Annotated in this window: 15 protein-coding genes and 1 pseudogene; 9 read left to right on the plus strand and 7 right to left on the minus strand. The window is 69.7% G+C overall.

Features of this window, described 5'->3' with window-relative positions; genetic code table 11:
* Positions 1–285: 285 nt before the first annotated feature.
* The 7 genes from MKK54_RS19695 to MKK54_RS19725 all read right to left on the minus strand — a co-directional run bounded on the left by MKK54_RS19695 (position 286) and on the right by MKK54_RS19725 (position 7,611).
* A complete protein-coding gene (locus tag MKK54_RS19695) occupies positions 286–1,539 on the minus strand; it encodes a cytochrome P450 (protein WP_244013371.1) in 1,254 nt (417 codons plus the stop codon).
* Positions 1,532–2,854 carry an NAD(P)/FAD-dependent oxidoreductase gene (locus MKK54_RS19700; RefSeq protein ID WP_244013373.1) on the minus strand — a complete coding sequence of 441 codons (1,323 nt, stop codon included), beginning with the start codon at positions 2,852–2,854 and terminating at the stop codon, positions 1,532–1,534. The genes MKK54_RS19695 and MKK54_RS19700 overlap by 8 nt, the downstream gene beginning before the upstream one ends.
* A complete protein-coding gene (locus tag MKK54_RS19705) occupies positions 2,851–3,057 on the minus strand; it encodes a ferredoxin (RefSeq protein ID WP_056453122.1) in 207 nt (68 codons plus the stop codon). Before MKK54_RS19705 ends, MKK54_RS19700 begins: the two co-directional genes overlap by 4 nt.
* Positions 3,058–3,118: 61 nt before the next feature.
* Complete coding sequence (locus MKK54_RS19710) at positions 3,119–3,319, minus strand: hypothetical protein (RefSeq protein WP_244013375.1); 201 nt, start codon at positions 3,317–3,319, stop codon at positions 3,119–3,121.
* Positions 3,316–4,605, minus strand: coding sequence for a glycosyltransferase (locus MKK54_RS19715; protein WP_244013377.1), 1,290 nt, complete (start codon positions 4,603–4,605; stop codon positions 3,316–3,318). Before MKK54_RS19715 ends, MKK54_RS19710 begins: the two co-directional genes overlap by 4 nt.
* Before the next feature lie 115 nt (positions 4,606–4,720).
* Positions 4,721–6,466 (minus strand): patatin-like phospholipase family protein, encoded by a 1,746-nt coding sequence (locus tag MKK54_RS19720; RefSeq protein ID WP_244013379.1) that lies wholly within the window; start codon positions 6,464–6,466, stop codon positions 4,721–4,723.
* Complete coding sequence (locus tag MKK54_RS19725) at positions 6,463–7,611, minus strand: DUF3095 domain-containing protein (protein ID WP_244013381.1); 1,149 nt, start codon at positions 7,609–7,611, stop codon at positions 6,463–6,465. The genes MKK54_RS19720 and MKK54_RS19725 overlap by 4 nt, the downstream gene beginning before the upstream one ends.
* Before the next feature lie 567 nt (positions 7,612–8,178).
* On the opposite strand from MKK54_RS19725, the gene MKK54_RS19730 reads away from it, so the two are divergent.
* The 9 genes and pseudogenes from MKK54_RS19730 to MKK54_RS19770 all read left to right on the plus strand — a co-directional run.
* Positions 8,179–8,874, plus strand: coding sequence for a DUF1223 domain-containing protein (locus tag MKK54_RS19730; protein ID WP_244013383.1), 696 nt, complete (start codon positions 8,179–8,181; stop codon positions 8,872–8,874).
* A gap of 1 nt (position 8,875) precedes the next feature.
* Positions 8,876–9,544, plus strand: a complete 669-nt coding sequence (locus tag MKK54_RS19735) for an NrsF family protein (protein ID WP_244013385.1) — start codon at positions 8,876–8,878, stop codon at positions 9,542–9,544.
* A 2-nt stretch (positions 9,545–9,546) separates the two neighbouring features.
* Entirely contained in the window at positions 9,547–11,640 is a 2,094-nt protein-coding gene (locus MKK54_RS19740; protein WP_244013387.1) for a protein-disulfide reductase DsbD family protein, read from the plus strand.
* A 286-nt stretch (positions 11,641–11,926) separates the two neighbouring features.
* On the plus strand, positions 11,927–12,421 hold the full coding sequence (msrB, locus tag MKK54_RS19745) for a peptide-methionine (R)-S-oxide reductase MsrB (protein WP_244013398.1): 495 nt from the start codon (positions 11,927–11,929) through the stop codon (positions 12,419–12,421).
* Between the two features lie 38 nt (positions 12,422–12,459).
* Positions 12,460–13,206, plus strand: a complete 747-nt coding sequence (gene msrA, locus MKK54_RS19750; RefSeq protein ID WP_244013390.1) for a peptide-methionine (S)-S-oxide reductase MsrA — start codon at positions 12,460–12,462, stop codon at positions 13,204–13,206.
* A gap of 59 nt (positions 13,207–13,265) precedes the next feature.
* Complete coding sequence (locus MKK54_RS19755) at positions 13,266–13,910, plus strand: cytochrome b/b6 domain-containing protein (RefSeq protein ID WP_244013392.1); 645 nt, start codon at positions 13,266–13,268, stop codon at positions 13,908–13,910.
* Positions 13,907–14,677: a molybdopterin-dependent oxidoreductase gene (locus tag MKK54_RS19760; protein ID WP_244013394.1), complete on the plus strand. Its 771-nt coding sequence runs from the start codon at positions 13,907–13,909 to the stop codon at positions 14,675–14,677. Before MKK54_RS19755 ends, MKK54_RS19760 begins: the two co-directional genes overlap by 4 nt.
* A gap of 116 nt (positions 14,678–14,793) precedes the next feature.
* Entirely contained in the window at positions 14,794–15,468 is a 675-nt protein-coding gene (locus MKK54_RS19765) for a glutathione S-transferase family protein (RefSeq protein ID WP_244013396.1), read from the plus strand.
* Positions 15,386–16,335, plus strand: a pseudogene (locus tag MKK54_RS19770) (IS481 family transposase); the annotation flags it as partial. The gene MKK54_RS19765 and the pseudogene MKK54_RS19770, both read left to right, overlap by 83 nt.
* Between the last annotated feature and the right edge of the window lie 136 nt (positions 16,336–16,471).

A 16,471-nucleotide genomic window follows, 5' to 3' on the forward strand; every position in this document is an offset into this window, starting at 1 on the left:
CGCGTGCCGCAGGCGTCTGCGATCGCGCGGGCCAGCCGGTCAAGGTCCTCGACGCTCAGATGGTGGACGATGTGTGCCATGACTGCCTCCGCAAGACGATGCGGAGGCTAAACCCAGACCCCCTCGACGGGAATCCGTCCCGAATCAATCAGCAGGAACCGGTATGAGACTGTCTTCCGCTCAATAAAAGCGGACGACAGTCTCGCTCAGCCCGCGCGGCGTCTGGGCGAAGCCCAGATCCGCCATCCCGAAGGGAGCAACCGACACCGGCCTCGCACCCATTTTTCAGGTCGGAAGCGGCGCGATCCCGTCGATGCCGATGCCGAGATTTTCTGGACCGCGCAGGGAGGCGCCGGGCCTGTAGGGTGGGGGATCCGCCAGGAGACGGGGCGCGATGAGGCGGCGGCTGAGGGCGACCAGGGCGATCTCGGCCTCGATCCGCGCGAGCGGCGCGCCCATGCAGTAGTGCAACCCGCCGCCGAAGCCGAAATGCTGGTTGTCGTCCCGGTCGGGATCGAAACGGTCCGGAGCGTCGAAGCGGGCCGGGTCGCGGTTCGCCGCGGCGAAGAGCAGGATGACCGGCGTGCCCTTGCGGATGGTTCGGCCCGCGATCTCGATGGTCCCGAGGGCTTTCCGGGTCCGGAAATGCACGGGCGGCTCGTAGCGCAGCAGTTCCTCGATGACGCGCGGCGCACGCTCCGGGTCGGCCCGCAGCCGGTCGAGTTCCAGGGGATGGCGCAAGAGCGTGAGCATGCCGTTGGTGATCAGGTTCACGGTGGTCTCGTGGCCCGCGACCAGCAGCAGGATCGCCGTCGAGATCAGGTCGAAATCGCCCATCACGGCCTTGCCGCCGGGCCCCGGTGCGGCGAGGGCGCTGAGCAGGTCCGGGGTCGGCCGCCGGCGCTTCTCGCGGATCAGGGCGCGCATGTAGCCGGAGATCGCGTCGAAGGCCGCCACCGTCCGGTGCCGGCTGGCCTCGTCGTGGCGGGCATCGGGCTCGAGGGCCGTGGCGAGCTGCGTCGCCCAGGCCTGGAACTGCGGTTCGTCCGCCTCCGGCACGCCGAGCATGTCGCAGATCACCGCGACCGGGAGCGGGTAGGACAGGTCCTCCACGAGGCAGACTTCGTCGCGCCCGACGCACCCCTCGATGAGGGCGTCCACGTCCCGCGCGATGCGCTGCCGCAACGCCTGCACCCGCGCCACCGTGAACTCGCGCATCACGGCGTGGCGCAGGGTGTCGTGGTCGGGCGGGTCGCGGAAGATCAGGGGACGATGCGCCGTGGCGATGCGGTTCTTGATGGGGTTGAGGAGCCAATCCCTGAGCGGGTTGCCGGTGCGCGGGCGGCGCGAGGGCGGCAGATCCTCGGAGCTGAGGCGGGGGTCGAAGATCAGGCTGCTGATCGCCGCGTGCGTGCTGACCACGACGCTGCCGTCGCGCTGGCGCGAGACCGGATTCTCGCGAAGCCGGGCGTAGATCGGATAGGGGTCGGCCCGGTTGGCGGGGTCCAGGACCTCGGAAAACAGCGTGTCGTCAGCCATGACGGGCCTCGATGTGCGTGGACGTGGCACGCGCTGGCGGGAAGCCCGGCGCCATGGGGGTGAAGGCGCCCTGGTCGCTCGCATCGCGGATCGGCGGAAACGCCTGGCCGGCCGCGATCGCGTCGGCGTAGGCGGGGAGCCAGCGCGCCTGATCGAACGACACGGCGGCGATGCTGCGTCCGGCCCGGCCATAGACGGCGAGAAAGCGCCGCGAGGCCCGCGACCCCTGCACGATCGCGACGGCGTCGGCGCCCTCGGTGAGGCCCACGGCCTTGATGTTGATCCCGAACTGGCTCGACCAGAAGGCCGGCAGGTGGCGATAGACCTGCTGCGCCCCGGCCGGCGCCAGCATGTTGCACGCGGCGTGCGCGGCCTGCGCGACGGCGTTGCCCCAATGCTCCACCGACATCAGGCGGCCGCCATAGAAGGGATTGGGCCAGCGCGCGACGTCCCCGGCGGCGTAGATGTCCGGACACGGCGTCCCATCGGCGCCGAGCACCCGGCAGGCGCCGTCGCAGGTCACGCCGCCGGCATCGGCCATCAGTCCCGCGCCCGAGAGCCATCCGGTTTCTCGCGTCGCGCCGAGCGCCACGATCACGAGGTCGGCCTCGACCGCGCGCCCATCCGCGAGATGGGCGCGGACCACCCGGCCCGCTGCATCGCCTTCGAAGCGGAGCACCTGCGCGCCCGCGTGAAAGGTCGCGCCGGCATCCCGCAAGCACTCGGCGATCACGCCGCCCACCCAGGTGCCCAGGGATCGCGCGAGGGGCGTCGGGTTGGGATCGACCAGGGTGACGGGCAATCCGAGATCGCGGCAGCACGAGACCGCCTCGCACCCGATCAGGCCGGCGCCGACGATGAGGACGCGCCGGGGCGTCTCGGCCAAGGCGGTTCGCAGGCGAGCGGCATCGTCCCGGCCGCGCAGGGTGAAGATGTTCGCCAAGCCGCCGCCCGCGGCGTCCGGCCAGGGCCGGGCCTGCGCGCCGGTGGCGATGAGGAGGCGTTCGTAGGCAAGGTCCGTCCCGTCGCCGAGGCGGATCGTGCGCGCCGCCCGATCCAGGGCGACCGCCGCATGACCCAGGCGCCAGTCCGCGTCGAGGGCAAGGAGTTCCGGCAGCTCGGTGGCGTTCGGAGCCAGTTCGCCCGACAGGACGTGCTTCGACAGAGGCGGCCGGTCGTAGGGACGATGCGGCTCGTCGCCCACGATCGTGAGCCGGCCCGCATAGCCGTTGCGGCGCAGGGCCTCCGCGCCCCGCAGACCGGCCAGGGACGCGCCGACGACGACGATGCCGGCATCTGCGGCGGCGGCGTTCACGGCGTCTCTCCGTCATCGGCCTGCAGGCTGATGGCGCGAACGGGGCAGGCCTGGACGGCCCGCTCGATCTCGCCCCGCCGGGCGCGGGGTGGCGCGGGATCGTAGAACAGGATCTCGTGCCCCCGGACCTCGAAGGCGCCGGGCGCCGCGTAGCAGCATTGCGCGTAGCCCTGGCATCGGTTGAGATCGACCACGACGCGCAGGGCGATCGTCCTGCTCGAAACGGTCTCGGTGGGGTGCGTCACGACGATGCCTCGCTGCTCGTCAGATACCAAGGAAGGAATCGTCGCGGTCGTCCGCCTGCGGCATCAGGTTGGCGACGGATCTCATGGGCAGGCCGGTCGTCGCGGCGAGCACGAGGGTGGCGGCGAATGCGATCATCCGGGCCGTTCGTGCCTTGGCGTCGTGCGGGCGATCCAGGACCGATGCGGTCCGGGAACGGCCGGAGATGGAGATCGCGGTCATGCCGCGATCTCCCGGACACCAGACCCGGTCCGAACGACATCGTCGATCCCGCCGAGGATGGCCCGCCCCGAATCCAGTTCCGCGAAGGCCCGCGCCAGGGACGCGGCCCGCGCCCGGAACTGGGGTTGCCCCAGCACCGTATCGATCGCGTCGCGCAACGCACCGGCCGTCGGAGTGTTGGTCGCGAGGTTCAGGCCCGCCCCCGACCATTCGATGCGCGCACCGATTTCTGCCTTGTCCTCGGTCAGTCCCGCCGAGACGAGGGGCACACCGGCCGCAAGCGACTGCGAGACGCTGCCGTATCCCCCGTTGGTGACGAAGAGGCTGATGTCCGGAAGCATCGCATCGAAGGGGAGGAACGCTGCGACCCGGGCATTCGCGGGCAGCGGCCCGCTCAGGGCGTCGATCGGGCGCCCGCCGGTGGTCGCGACCACGAGAAGGTCGTCGCGATCCGCCAGGGCCGCCAGGGTCGGCTCGATCAGTTCACCGAAATCGGCATTCGCCAGGGTGCCCTGCGTGACCAGGACGACGCGCTTGGTCAGGTCGCGCGCGCGCCACCAATCGGGCAGGGGCACTTCGGCCTTCGGCGCCGGCAGCAGGCCGGCGAAGCGGAGATTGGGCGGCAGCGTTCCGTAATCGTACTCGAATTCGGGCACGGTCGGCTGCAGGAACAGGTCGGGCAGGACGGCGATGGAATGCGGGAGCGAGGCCGGCAGGGGCGGCAGGCCGAGGCGCGCCAGCTGCGCGTCCGCATAGGCGCGCACGGGGCCGACGAAGGCAGCGTCCATGCCGGCCTTCAGCAACGCGTAACGAGCCCGCTCCTCCGCGCTCCGGGCCGGCGGCAGGCCGAGCCCCACCGGCGCGTCGTCGGGCCTGTCGAGGAACAGGAAGCTGACGTTCAGGACGACGATGGGCGGACGTGGGCCGGCGCCGAGCAGCAGGGGCAGCACGCCGAGGAACAGGCTTCCGGCGACGATCACGTCGGGCCGCTCCGCCTCGATCAGATGGCGCAGGTCCTCCGCCTGAACGGGGATCGGGTCGATGAAGCGCCGCTCGAACTCGCGCCGGTAGCGCTCGGGCCCCGCGGGCAGGCTGGTCTCGCGGTACTCCGCAGCGTGGCCGTCGTCGATGGGCGAGAAGCGCAGGCCCGCCGCCTCGATCTTCTGGCGAAAGCGCTCGGCGGTCGTCATGACGACGCTGTCACCGCGTGCGGCGAGAAGGTGGCCGACGGCGAGGAGCGGGTTGATGTGGCCTGTCAGGGCCGTGGCGGCGATCAGCACCTTCATGGCGGCACGTCCTCGATATGTCGGTTGCGATGCAGGGCAATCGCTGCAGCGCACCCAAGGGTTACATGACAAGCCTCCGGCCGGGTGCGCTTGCGCACCGGTCTTCCCGGGGCGCTCATGTCCGGCGCAGGCCCTCGCCCTCCGTCCATGCCCGCAAGCGGCCCTGTGCCGTCGCCTCGTGTGTATGCCGGTAGCCGATCTCGGCGATCGCCTCGAAGCTCGACCAGGCCCGCAGGTCGATACCGGCGAGGGGCGGCTTGAGCAGGGCGGTGGCGTGGCCCACCGCCATCATCGATTGCGCGTCGCCCGAGACCGTCGCCGCCCGCAGCAGCAGGGGCGCGATGCCCGGCATGGCCTCGGAGACACCGAGCATCCGCCGGATCATGCGCCCGCGCCAGGAGCGCGCCGGCACGTCGCCGAAGGCGCGGTCGCTGCCGACATCGATGGCGAGCACCGGTCCCCGCTCCAGGCCTGCCATCACGTCGGCCGGCAGATTGTTCATCATCCCACCGTCCACCAGGACCCCCTCCTCGGTGCAGACAGGCGGGAGCAGGCCCGGAATCGCGATGCTGGCGCGCAACGCCCCCGGCAGGTCGCCGGAGCGATGAACCATCGCCGAGCCCGTCGTCAGGTTGGAGGAGACGCAGAGGAAGGGAAGCCAGAGATCCTCGATCCGGGCGCCGCCGAACCACGCGGCCAGGCCCGCATCGACCTTCGCCCCGCGCGTCAGCGCGTGATAGGGCAGCGTGTAGTCGTTGAGGGGATTGTGCCCGACGAAGAAGTCGAGGGTCCGCGCGCGGATCCGTTCGATGCTCCATCCCATGGCGAGGCTCGCGGCGACCACGGCGCCCATGCTGGTTCCGCCGACGAAGTCGGGCACGATACCGGCCTCGTCCAGGGCCTGCAGCACGCCGAGATGGGCTAGCCCACGGGCGCCACCGCCGCCGAGGACGAGGCCACGCGCCGTGCCGCTCGCCAGACGCGCGAGCCGGTGGAGATCACCCGCATTGCCGGCACGCACGGGGATGCGGAGAGCGGCGGGCAACGTGGCGACGTCCGGGTGGACGGGGCGGGGCAGGCTCGCGCCGGCCGCTTGCGGGACGGCGAGATCCATGCGGATCCAGGCCGATCGAAGGGTTCCGAGCCAGTCCGCGGCCCCAGGGCGCAGCGGCCGGCCGGGTTCGGCCAGCAGCAGGACATGGTCGGCATGGCGCAGGCACAGCCGGCACCACGGGCAGCCGACCTCGTGGGCGACGAAGATCGTACGGGCGTGATGGCTCTCGTAGTCGTGGAACCACGCCTCGTCGGCCCCATCCGGCCAGCGGACGAGGCATCCCGTGGTCCCGGTCATCGTGTCGTCGAAGGCGCCGGCCAGAGCCTGTCCGAAGGCGGCGGCGTCGAGCCCCTCGGTCACGGCGAGCACGGCGAAGCTGCGCGGGGTGTGGCGGACCGGGCTTTCCGTCTGGGCGGCGCGCATGCGCTCGGTCAGCAGCCGCGCGAAGTAGAGCAGCATTTGGGGATGACGCGCGACCACGTCCTCGAAATCCGCCCGCGTCAGCCGCAGCAGAGTCGAATCGCGAAGGGCCGTGGCCGTGGCCGACCGAGGGGCCGGCGACAGCAGCGCCATTTCACCGAAACTTTCGGGCGGACGCAGGCGGGCGATCCGGCGCGGCGAGCCCATGGCGGCATCGGCGGAAATCCCGATGGCACCGGAGACCAGGGTGTAGAGCGCATCCCCGGCCTCGCCCTGCGCGAACAGCGTGCTGCCTCCGGCCACCGAGACCGGGATCATGCGCGCGCGCACCGCGGCGGCGGCCTCGACGTCCAACCCGTCGAGGAACGGAATCTCCGGTCCCGTCATGGCCGTCGCTTGAGAATGGCGGCCGCCCGCGCGTAACCGCCATCGGCGCCATCGACGAAATGGACGTGGTCGTCGCGCAGGACCGACGGGCTGACGCAGGTGACGACGGCGGCATCCTGACGGTGGACGCCGTAGCGCACCAACCCCGCCTCTTGCGCGAGGGCGAGGCGGGCCTCGATCCGATCCGCCGTGGCGACGGGACAGGCCACGGTGAGGCGGAGCCCGTCGTCGTATTTCCGGAAATCGGCATTGGCGGCGAGCCGCCGTCGATAGCGTACCGCCGAGAAGCGTCCGAACGACAGGCCGAGACCGAACAGCGCGAAGGCGACGCCGCGCGTCACGAACATCGCCGCCCCGCGCAGGAACCTCGACCCCAGCAGCCTCCCTTCCGCCCGCGCGTCTGCGACGAGGCCCGACCAGGGCGGCCGCAGGGAAGGCCCTGATTCCGGCAATGGGCGCCCCATGCCGGGGCTCGCATCGATCTCGGCCAGGATAGCGCCGAGGGTTGCGAGGACGGCTTCTGGATCCGCCCCCTCTCTGGGCAGGGCGATCAAGGACAGGACCAGGCCATCCCGCGCGGCGGGTACCGCCTCGAACCGACAGGACAGGCCGGAGAGATCGGGTTGCGCACCGGCCGGAGCCGCCGGGACAGCGTGGAGACCGCGCTTCATCGCGGCATCCGCGTAGGCGACACCGCCGCCCGAGAACATCGCGTAGTCGACATGGGCGGAGGCTGCGTAGCGCGCGATGCGCAGGTTCTGGCCGGCCTCACGCACCGCCGAAACCGGGATCAGCGCAGCCCGCAGATCGAGCCCGAGCGCCTCGCGCACCCACGTCACCGTCTCGGCCAGCAGCGACTCGACCGTATCGCGGTGTTCGGGCGGGGCGAGAAGAGTCGCACCGTCACCGCCGAAGACGAACGGCAAGTCGGCGCCCGGAAGGGCGTTGTTCACGGCCGTGATCAGGGCGGCGCCGGCGATGTTCACCGACCGATAGCGCCCATCCTCGATTGCCCGCGTCGACATCACCACGTCGCACAGGGCGATCCACCACGTGTTCGGCACCGGGACGTAACGGGTTTCGTCGAGCACGTCGGAAAACCGTGTGAGACGTGGCACGTCGGCGTAGCGGAAAGGCGCTGTCACGCCCGCCTCGGCCTCACCGACCCGCAGGCATGTGGGCGAGGCCGGACCGGGTTCGACGTCAGTGAGAGCGCGGTGCGCAGGCATCGCCGGGCATGCTTTTCGTCTTCGAGAGCTTCCGCGAGGCAAGATTTTCGGCGAATGGCCGCCGTCGGGTTTCGCCGCGTTATCCGCCCCGGTTACGCGGCCATCCTTAATTTTTCGGGCGGAACCCCTGATTCCGCATCACGGACATTCAGGCGATCGACACGAAGAGAAACGGCCCGGACGAGATCCGGACATGCGGGGTCGTCGATCGTTGCGGCCGGAGACGCGGAGACGTTTCAGGCAGGCATTGCGGAGGAGAATGATTTCATCCCGGCCTCCGTGAAGAGGGAAGGATTCCTGTTCTCCGATGCGATCTCCCGGCCGTGAACGGGGCTGATCGCTGCCGAGGAACGATGAGACACAAACCATGACGTGGGGAAGCGGACGGACGATGGGTCTGGGATCTCCCTCGTCACGGAAGGCCTGTAACCGGGCCGCGCCTCCGACGAATGGCCTGTATCCCGCATCGTCCCGGAGCACGCCATGTCGTCCCGCCTCAGTCCTTTTCTCCTCGCCCTGGGGCCGGTCATGCTCGTGTCCGGCCCTGCGCTGGCCCGGCCCGTGGTGATGGAACTTTTCACGTCGCAAGGCTGCTCGTCCTGCCCGCCGGCGGAAGTGCTGCTCGGCGAGTTCGCCGGCCGCGACGACCTCCTGGCGCTGGGATTCCACGTCACCTACTGGGACGATCTCGGCTGGAAGGACACCGCGTCCTTCGAGGGCGCGACCGAACGGCAGGCGACCTATGCGGGGCGTCTCGGCGAGAGGAATTTCACGCCGCAGCTCGTGATCGACGGCCGCAGGAGCGTGGTGGGATCGCGCCGCACGGAGGCCGCATCCGCCATCGCGGCAGCCCGGGCCGAGATCGGCCCCGAGACCGAGATCACCGTCGCGCGCCGGAACGGCCGCGTTGCCGTGACGGTCGGGCCCGGCAAGGGCAGCGCCCGCGTGATCCTCGTTGGCTTCGACCGGTCCCTGCGCACCCCCGTGGCACGGGGCGAGAACAGCGGACGCACCCTCGTGCAGGCCAATGTGGTGCGCTCGCTGCGCACCCTCGGCACGTGGTCGGGCGAACCCCTGCAGTTCAGCGAGGCGTTGCCGGCCGGGCAGGATGCCGCCGTGATCGTGCAGCAATCGGACGGCCGCATCCTTGGAGCCGCGCGCCTCTCGCCGGGGGCCTGAGATGCCCCTTCGGAACGACGGGACGAGCCCTGCCGCCTCGCCTCATGCCCGCCTGATCGGCGCGCTCGCCGGCGGCCTCGTTCCGGTCCGGCGCCTCGGCTCACCACTCAGGCGCATGCTCGGTTGGCTCCTCGTCGTCGCTCTCCCCGGCGCAGGCCTCGCGGCGGTCGCCGACCTGCGGGGCGCGCTTTCACGGCACGCCGCCGAGCCGGACCTCGTTCTGGCGGCCATCGGATCGGTCGCCACCGCCGTTACGGCGGCGGCCGCCGCGATCCTCGCGACGCTGCCCGACCGCGATCCGCGCTGGGCCCTTCTGCCCGCGCCGAGCCTCGCGCTCTGGATCGGGGCGAGCGTCTCCGGCGCAGGCGCGGAGCCCGGAGCGCCGATCTCCCTATCGGAAGCCTGCGCCTGCGTCGGGTTCATCATAGGGCTCGGCGTTCCTTTCGCGCTGCTCCTCACCGCGATCCTGAAAGGGGGCTACGCGCTTTATCCATCCTTGAGCGGCGGCCTCGCGGGTCTCGCGGCGGCCTCCGCAGCGGCTTCGATCCTGGGCCTGTTCCATCCCTTCGCCATGGCGCTGAACGATCTCGCCCTGCACGCGCTCGCGGTGGCGCTGCTCTCGGGGGCCGGGGCCGGGTTCGGCCGGCGCCTGCTCCGTGCGAGCGCCTGAAGATGATCCCGCTCGATTCCCTCCGGCGAAGCCTGCTCGCGTGCCTCGCCCTCTACCTCCTCGGAGCTTTCCCGGCGCGCGCGGCGTCCACCGCGTGGATCGGCGACGACAGGGCGGCGGTGCGGCTCGTGACGGCCACGGACGCCGTGAGCCCGGGATCGCCCGTCGAGGCCGCCCTCGAGTTTCGGTTCGGGGACGGCTGGCACGGGGCGTGGCGCAGCCCGGGCGATGCCGGCCTCGCCCCGGTCTTCGACTGGAGCGGATCGGACGGGCTCGCGCTCGAATCCATCGCCTGGCCCGCACCGCGGCGCCTCGCCGTCGGCGACCTCCAGACGTTCGTGTACGAGTCCGGCGTCGTCCTGCCCCTCCGGTTCGCACGGCGCGGCGACGGGGCCGCGTCTCTCCGCCTGCGCCTCGTGCACGCGGTCTGCGGCGAGATCTGCGTGCCCTATCGCGCGACCCTCGCGCTCACCCTGCCGGCGGCAGCGGATCGCCCATCGGCGGAATCGGGACTGATCGGGGCCGCGCGCGAGCGCCTTCCCGGACCGCCGGCGGCGGCGGGCCTTTCCATCGTCCGGCAGGCCCGCGAGGGACCACCGCACGATCGGCGCCTGGTCCTGCAGGTGACCAGCGAGCGCCAGGCCTTCCTCGCCCCGGACCTCTTCGTCGAGGGGGCGAAGGGCGCCGTGACCGCCCCTCCGACGGTTGCCCTGTCCGACGGTGGCCATGCGGCCCGGCTCGCCCTGAAGCTGCCGCCGGACGCCGCGGATACCGATCTCCGCGTCACCCTGGTCGATGGACCGCGCAGCGCCGAGTTCACGGTTCCGTCCATGGCCGGCATCGGCTGGGGTGAATGGCTCGCCATCCTGGCCACGGCCCTGCTCGGAGGTCTCGTCCTCAATGTGATGCCCTGCGTCCTGCCGGTCCTGTCCCTGAAGGCCTTCACGCTGACGCGGGCAGCCGGAGCGGATCAGCGGAGTGTCCGGGCCGAACTCCTGGCCACGGCGGCGGGCATCGTCACGTCCTTCCTCGCCATCGCACTGGTTCTGATCGCCCTGAAGGCCTCGGGTGCCAGCGTGGGCTGGGGCATCCAGTTCCAAACCCCGTGGTTTCTCGGCGGCATGGCCCTGCTCACGGCGCTCTTCGCCGCGAGCCTGTTCGAGTGGGTGACCATCGGGCTGCCCCGCCCCCTCGCCGCGCTCGGCTCCGTGCGTGGGGCCGGCCGCCTGTCAGAAGCCTTCCTCACCGGCGCCTTCGCCACCCTGCTGGCCACGCCTTGCTCGGCCCCGTTCGTCGGCAGCGCCGTGGGCTTCGCGCTGCCCCGGGGAAGCGCTGACATTCTGATGGTTTTTGCGGCACTCGGCCTCGGCATGGCGCTCCCCTTCGCGCTTCTCGCGCTGAGGCCGGGTTGGACGCGCCTGCTGCCGCGACCGGGTCCCTGGATGATCTGGCTTCGGCGCGGGTTCGGCCTTCTGCTCCTCGGAACGGCCGCGTGGCTCATGACGGTCTTCGCCGAGGTGGCCGGCATCCCCCGGGCGATGGGGTTGGCGGGTCTCCTGGCCTTTCTCCTCGGATGGCTCGCCCTGAGCCGACGGGCGCGCGTTCCCGACCGTCATCGAAGCCTCGTCGCGGCGGCCCTCGTCCTCGCGCTCGTCCCGGTCACGGTGTGGCCGTCCGGCGTCGAAACCGCCCCGGCGGATCGGATGGCGGGCGGACCCTGGCGCGCCTTCGCCCCCGAGGCGATTCCGGCCCTGGTGGCGGAGGGCAAGGTCGTCGTCGTCGATGTGACGGCGTCCTGGTGCCTGACCTGCCGGATCAACGATGTCACCACCCTCGATCGCGCGGAGAACCGTGCGCGCCTGTCGGCGCCCGACGTTGTCGCGATGCGGGCGGATTGGACCCAGCCCGACCCGGCCATCCTCGCCTTCCTGCGCCGCTTCGGACGCTTCGGGATCCCGCTCGTGGCCGTCTATGGACCCGGCTCGCCGCGCGGAGAGGCCCTGCCGGACCTGCTGACGCCGGCAACGATGCGTGCCGCAATCGTACGGGCAGAGCGCGAGAGCCAAACCAAGATCACGACGGAACTCTCGCCTTGACCTGAAGCCGTCCTCGCTACCGCCTTCTCCGGATCCCCGGCTTTTATGTTCTATCCCATGTCCAATGACAGCATAGAGAAATACTTTATTTCCAAAGAAGGCATATACAAGGACGAGATAGGCAAGAACCCGGTGAAGATCCAAGATTGGCACCATGCGCCCGGCGCGGGTCGCCTTCTCGACAGGACCGCCGGGGCCGCGAAGGTGGCATCGCAAGCCCGGCCTGTAACCGGCTCGATCCGCGCGGCGAATGACAGTCCAAGGACTCGGCAAGGAACTCGGCATCATGGACCGCAGACAGATCCTCACGGCCGGCGTCTCGGCGCTCGGCATCCTGACATTCCTTCGCGCCGCCGGAGGGGGCCTGGCCCGCGACCGTGCTCCGGCCGGAACCTTCGCCGTCGTGAAGAGCGAGGCCGCCTGGCAGGCCCAGCTCGGGTCAGCCGGTTATGCGGTTCTGCGCCAGCACGGCACCGAACGCGCCGGCTCGAGCCCCCTCAACGCCGAGAAGCGCACCGGGCGTTTCGTCTGCGCCGGGTGCGACCAGCCGCTCTTCGCCTCCAGTGCGAAGTTCGAGAGCGGAACCGGCTGGCCGAGCTTCACCGCCCCCCTCGTGGAGGCCGTTGGGACGACGACGGATTCCAGCCTGGGGATGAGCCGGACGGAGGTGCATTGCCGCCGCTGCGGCGGGCATCTCGGCCACGTCTTCGCCGACGGACCGGCCCCCACGGGACTTCGCTACTGCATGAACGGCGTCGCGCTGCGCTTCGAGCCCGCCTGACCGATCACGCCTCTCCGTCCCGCAAAGGACCATCCCCCATGTCCCCGACCACCAGACCCGCGACCGTTCCCCCACGTGGCACGCGCCTCAACGCGGCGCTCGTCGGCGGTGTCCTGACACTGCTCGGCCTCGGCCTCTCGATGACGGTCGAACGGGCCGGTGCCGAGGAAGCAAGCCGGCGTCTGCCGGCAGCCGCGACGCGCGCGCACGAACCCGCCCGGCTTCAGAGCGCGGTCTTCGCCGGGGGATGCTTCTGGGGCGTGCAGGGCGTGTTCCAGAACATCCGCGGCGTCACGCGGGCCGTTTCGGGCTATGCGGGCGGAGACGGTGCGAGCGCGAACTACCACGCCGTTGCCAGCGGGCGCACGGGGCACGCCGAGGCGGTTCGGGTGACCTACGATCCGCGCGTGGTCTCCTACGACACATTGCTCCGGGTCTTCTTCTCCGTCGCCCTCGATCCGACGCAGGTCGATCGGCAGGGGCCGGATCATGGCCCGCAATACCGCTCGGCACTGTTCCCGGCGAATGCCGAGCAGGCCGAGGTCGCCCGCGCCTACATCGCACAACTCGACGCTTCCGGGGCCTACGGCGCGCCGGTCGCGACACGGATCGAGCCGGGCGCGTCGTTCTACCCGGCCGAGGCCCACCACCAGGACTTCATGGCCCTGCATCCGGGCCATCCGTACATCGTCGCCAACGACGCCGCGAAGGTGGGGGACCTCAAGCGCTTCTTTCCCGAATTCACCGCGCCGGCCCCGGCCCTCACCGACGGCGACCCCGCCTGAGGCGGGCACGCCCCTCGAGCCCGACGCTCCGCACGCCAGTACTCATCAGGACGGCCCCGATGCATCCCCCTTCGCCGCGCGCCGAGCGCCCGATCCACCCCCTCGTCGTCCGGATCACCCATTGGGTGAACGCCCTGGCCATGCTCATCATGATCACCAGCGGATGGCGCATCTACAACGCCTCGCCGATCTTCGGCGAATGGGCCTTCCCGAAGGCGATCACCCTGGGCGGCTGGCTCGGGGGAGGCCTACAATGGCACTTCGCCGGGATGTGGCTGCTGGTGGCCAACGGCCTCGTCTACCTGACCTATGGTCTGGTCTCGGGCCATCTGCGCCGACGCCTCACGCCCCTGCGGCCGCGCGAGATCGCGCACGATTTCGTCGCGGCCCTGAGGTTCCGGCTCCCCCACGACCCGGGCGTCTACAACGCCGTTCAGCGGCTCCTCTACGTCATTGTCCTGCTCATCGGGATCGTCGTCGTGCTCTCCGGTCTCGCGATCTGGAAGCCGGTCCAGGTCGCGCCGCTGACGGCCCTGATGGGCGGCTACGATACGGCGCGGATCGTCCATTTCCTCGCCATGGCCGGCATCGCCGGCTTCGTCGCGGTGCACCTCGCCCTCGTGCTCCTGGTTCCCAAGACCCTGCCGACCATGATCATCGGCCGGGAGATCCATCTCGGACGCAACCGCGCGGTGAAGCCATGAAGACCCTCGATCGCTTTCTCCAGCGCCCACGCCCGGATCTCGCGGTTCCCGAGACGCACCTCGTCCGGGCCGATCGCCGCCTGTTCCTCCGCGGCGGTCTCGTCGCGGCCGGCAGCCTCGCGCTCGGCGGCTGCGACATTTCCGACAACCCCCAAGTGGAGAGCACCCTCGGGGCGATCTCGCGGCTGAACGATCGCGTCCAGGCCGCCCTCTTCGGCGACACGCGTCTGGCCCCGACCTTCGATGTCGCGGACATCACCCCGGACTTTCCCTTCAACGCCTATTATCCGGCGAGCAAGATCCGGGTGATCGATGGTTCGACCTGGAAGCTCGAACTCGCCGGCCTCGTCTCCGACAAGGCGCCGTGGACCCTCGACCGGCTGAGGACCCTGCCGCAGGAAGCGCAGATCACCCGCCACGTCTGCGTCGAGGGTTGGAGCGCCATCGGGCAATGGTCCGGGGTCCCGTTCCGGACGTTCCTCGAACGCATCGGGGCGGACACGACCGCCCGCTATGTCGGCTTCACCTGCGGTGACGACTACTGGACGAGCATCGACATGCCGAGCGCGCTGCACCCCCAGACGATTCTCGCCCTCGACTACGCCGGCGCGCCCCTGCCGCCGAAATACGGCTATCCCGTCAAGCTGCGCATTCCGACAAAGCTCGGGTTCAAAAATCCGAAACACATCATGGCCATTACGGTCACGAACGAGTATCCGGGTGGATACTGGGAAGATCAGGGCTACAACTGGTTCTCCGGTCTGTAGCCGACCTGCGCTCAAATCGCCAGATGTCCGCCGATCGATTTGGGGCGGACTACCGCTATACGAAGATTATCGAGCGATTCGACCGCCGACCCCCCCTGACGACATGGAATTCTTAGATGCTGAAATTCTTCTTCAACGGCTCTCCGAACCCGACGAAGGTCGCGCTGCTACTGGAGGAACTCGGACTGCCCTACGAGCCCATCCCGATCGACATCCGCAAGGGTGACCAGTTCGCGCCAGATTTCCTGGCACTCAACCCGAACGGCAAGGTGCCGGTCCTCGTCGACGACACGGACGTGATCTTCGACAGCAATGCCATCCTGCTCCACTTGGCCGAGAAGACCGGACGATTCCTGCCGGCTTCGGGCGGCGACCGGGCTCGACTTCTGTCCTGGCTGATGTTCGTCGCGACGGGCATCGGGCCGTTCTCCGGCCAAGCGGTCCATTTCCGGCACTTCGCCCCGGAACAGGTCCCTTATGCTCAGGCACGCTACAGCTTCGAGGCACGCCGTCACTACGACGTTCTGAACGCACACCTCGCGCAACACCGCTATCTGGCGGGCGACGCGTACACCATCGCGGATATGAGCGCCTGGGGCTGGACCCGCATGATCTCCTTCGTCCTCGGCGAGACCGCCTGGGCGGAGTTGCCCCACCTGAAGCGCCATCACGATGAAATTGCGGCCCGCCCGGCCGCGGCGCGTGCCGTTGCTCTCAAGGATCGCTTCCCCTTCAGGACCGAGATGGACGACGAGGCGCGCGCCAACATGTTCCGACACCTCAAGTCCTGAAGGTTGTCCTCGCCCCGGAACGTCGCCGTCGCTGGTCGTCGCGCCATTCCTGCGATCTCGGCGCTTCGAGGGAGGCTCCGAACCGTTAGACCGACGAACGGCGCCGCTGGTCGCGTCCCTTGTCCGAGCGTCGCGCGTGTCGTGCGCTCGGGCATCGTCGCCTTTCGGCGCCACACCCTGCTGCCGCTCGACGATTGCCTCTACGGCTTGCAGCCGACGATCCCGCACCTGACCCGGTCGTCGCTGCATCGCTGTCTGGAGCGGCACGGCATCAACCGACGGCCCGAGATCGACGGCGACAAGCCTAAGAAGCAGCGCTTTGCGAGTTACGCCATCGGCTACGTCCACATCGACATCGCCGAGGTCAGCACGGCTGAGGGCAAGCTCAGGCTGTTCGTGGCCATCGACCGCACCAGCAAGTTCGCCTTCGTGCGATTGGTGGAGAGTGCCGGCAAGATGGAAGCTGCTCAGTTCCTGCGCGACTTCATCGAGGCGGTTCCTTACCGCATCCACATTGTGCTCACGGACAACGGCATTCAGTTCACGTCACGTCGGCAAGATATCTACGACAGCCAGCACATCTTCGACCGCGTCTGCGACGAGCATGACATCGAGCATCGGCTGACCAAGGTGAACCATCCTTGGACTAATGGACAGGTCGAGCGAATGAACCGCAGGATCAAGGACGCGACGGTCAAGCGCTACCACTACGACAGCCACGACCAGCTTCGAACGCATCTGCACCTGTTCGTCGATGCCTACAATCACGCTCGTAGGCTCAAGACCCTGCGGGGCCTAACACCGACCGAGTTCATCCTGAGCGCCTGGACGAAAGAGCCCGACCGCTTCAGGATCGACCCGTCATACCGTTTCCGGTTGATTAGTTCGGTCTGGCAGGCTGTGGCCACCAATGGAAGAGTGTGTTGGCGCGCAGGATGTCTGGTTGGGCTTCGAGGTCGCGGCAGCGTTGCTCGATGCGGTCTTGGATCTCGGTCAAGCGGTC

Source organism: Methylobacterium sp. J-068, assembly GCF_022829445.1.
GTDB lineage: Bacteria > Pseudomonadota > Alphaproteobacteria > Rhizobiales > Beijerinckiaceae > Methylobacterium.